This is a genomic window from Mesorhizobium kowhaii, from assembly GCF_042431665.1.
GTDB classification, from domain to species: Bacteria; Pseudomonadota; Alphaproteobacteria; order Rhizobiales; family Rhizobiaceae; genus Mesorhizobium; species Mesorhizobium kowhaii.
Window position 1 is genome coordinate 1 of record NZ_JBHLYT010000101.1, and the last position, 621, is coordinate 621.

Genomic DNA, 621 nt, shown 5'->3' on the forward strand with positions numbered 1-621 from the left:
GCTGTATCGTTACCATTCCGATCATGGACAATGCGATGGAATGCGCGTAGCGCGTCGCTATCGGCGCCGTGGTTAAGCTGAAAGGCTATCAGAGGATCCACGAACCGCGTCCGGGCGGCGAGATCCGGATTAGTCCCACGCAACTCCTGCGCCACGAACTCGTAATCCCGCTGAATATGATCGTCGCCGAGCCATTCTCTGGCTCCGAGCACCCGTCCGCGGTCGTGGGAAGAGGCACTCGTAGCCGAAGCACCGATCTGAGCATCTGGAACCGAGGATGGGCGAGGATGATGGATAAATTGAGCATCGCGGCGCCCTCGCGGCCCCAACGTGATAGAGTAGGTCTCACCGTTGATAGAGACAGGCCGCGGAACCATGCGCGGACTCGGCAACAGCATCTTGTTGTCCAGTACATCGAGCAGGAAGTCCGGAACCGGCTGCGAGCCATGCTGCCAATCCTCGCCGACGAGATATCCGATATCCTCGAGCTCCAGAGGCTCGCCTGATGGCCCGATGAAGAACGGCGGACTGGCGGCCGGACCAGGCACCTGCGCTGACTGAGCGTCGTCACGCGTCTCCTGCGGTGTGGACGGCAGATCAACGAAAGAATGGAGGCCGCGG

1 pseudogene is annotated in these 621 nt (G+C 61.0%); it reads right to left on the minus strand.

Features of this window, described 5'->3' with window-relative positions:
- Positions 1 to 621: pseudogene (locus ACFFNA_RS35185) on the minus strand (Ulp1 family isopeptidase); the annotation flags it as partial.